A 1,716-nucleotide genomic window follows, 5' to 3' on the forward strand; every position below is an offset into this window, starting at 1 on the left:
GCGTCCGACACCTGTGATGAAACGCCGCGATCGGAGGAAGTGCGGACGAAACGGCATCGGTTGTGCCCGTCTCGAATGACAGATCAAAGTTGACGGCCCACTAAGGCCTGCTCGTTGTGCGGGCGCGCAACACAACACCACAAGCAGGAAATGGTGAAGGGTGCCAAGCTATGCGCTACGCGTGCGCTACAGATGAAGCTGTAGGAGGGACGCTGAAGTTATAGGGCGGAGAATAGCTTGGAAAATGTTGTTCCAGTAGGAGGAAAAATTCGATGAGGGATGGCGAAGCGAGTGAATGATGAACTTGACACGGTAGGGGTCAGCGATTCAAATCCGCTCGAGTCTACCAGCAGGACGGCATTTCTGCCGTCCGCTTCTTTTTCACTACCCCTGTAATACCCCTATGACGCTGACGCTTCCTTCACTCTCCACCTCAGTGCTCGAAGGCGCCTTGGAGCCGAGCAAGGCACTCATAGGAGTGCCGCCAGCAACGTCTGCTTGCGCTTCTCCGCTTGCGAGTGCGCGTACCGCGCGAGGGTGATGCACGGATCGGAGTGTCCCTCGACGTCTGCCGCGACGCGCGGATCCGCGCCCGACTCGATCAACCTAGACACGAACGTATGCTGAAGACCTTGAATGCGCATCGTCGTGTCCAAGCCCGCCTCGGTGAGGATGGATCGCCAGTCGCGCCGCACGTTGTGCTGCGATTGCGTGGTCCCCGCCAGGCTCGGGAAGACCCAGCCGCGCTCGGAGGCGTTCAGGCCCCGCGTGATGAGTTGGAAGCGGTGTTCTCGGAGAATCGCCCAGAGGTCCGCGTCGAAGTACAACGTGCGGAAGCTCGCGCTGGTTTTCGGGGTGGTGATGACGGGCTTGTTGTCTTGCGTGACGACGCTGCGTTGCACTGCCAGCGTTCCAACCTTCCCCCGATCGTCCCACGTGAGGTCGTTCCATTGAAGGCCGAGGGCTTCACCGTGCCGCAGGCCAAGCGCGGCAATCGTCGCGAACAACGCGAACTGCCGATGCCCACGCGCCACAGTCAGCGGCTTCTGCAGTTCGACAGGGGAGAGGTCCCGGCCGATCTTCTCTTATACAGGGCAGTGCGGCGAGGACGCCGGGGTTCGAGCGAGTCACGCCGTGCCGGACGGTTGCGGTGACGTACCACGCCGCGCGCTCTGCGTACATCCGCTCGAGGGCGGCCAGTTAGAGGTTCGCGATGGGGACGCTGCCCGTCGGGTTGTTCTTCATGAGGCTCGCGATGTGCTCGTGTTTGAGTTCGATATGACGCCACTTTGCAAAACGAAGCGACCGCCCGGCCCCTCACCGGCTTTCCCCCTGAAGACGTCTCCCTCGTCGCACAAGTTATCAAAGCCGTCACGGACAGCGACCAACCCTCCACCAGCCAAGTCAAAGCGTTCGCGGAAACCGTCCGTGACTTTCACAACACCGGGGTCGTCGAACATCTCGACACGGGCGAACAAGTCCCCTGGACGGAGTTGCCCGATGCCGCTCGACTCGCCGTGCTACGCGAGAACGTCACGAATAACGCGTACGAACGCCTGCAAGGCCAGAAGAACCACATCGAGGACAGCAGCCCGAACGTCATCGACTGGCTCGAGGACTAAGACCGCCTAACAAAACCTCAGATTGAGTTGCGAGGCTTGGGTATGCCCAAGCCTCTTGTCAGTGACGAACTCTGGGCGTTGATTCACCCCCTGC

At 60.7% G+C, this 1,716-nt stretch carries 2 protein-coding genes; one reads left to right on the forward strand and one right to left on the reverse strand.

Features of this window, described 5'->3' with window-relative positions:
- Positions 1-470: 470 nt before the first annotated feature.
- Positions 471-1,034, reverse strand: coding sequence for a site-specific integrase (locus tag DES52_RS22395; RefSeq protein WP_170131230.1), 564 nt, complete (start codon positions 1,032-1,034; stop codon positions 471-473).
- A gap of 255 nt (positions 1,035-1,289) precedes the next feature.
- Here DES52_RS22395 and DES52_RS22400 point away from each other — a divergent pair, with 255 nt between their 5' ends.
- Complete coding sequence (locus DES52_RS22400) at positions 1,290-1,622, forward strand: hypothetical protein (RefSeq protein WP_110889050.1); 333 nt, start codon at positions 1,290-1,292, stop codon at positions 1,620-1,622.
- Positions 1,623-1,716: the final 94 nt, after the last annotated feature.

Origin of the sequence: Deinococcus yavapaiensis KR-236 (genome assembly GCF_003217515.1) — a bacterium.
GTDB lineage: Bacteria > Deinococcota > Deinococci > Deinococcales > Deinococcaceae > Deinococcus_A > Deinococcus_A yavapaiensis.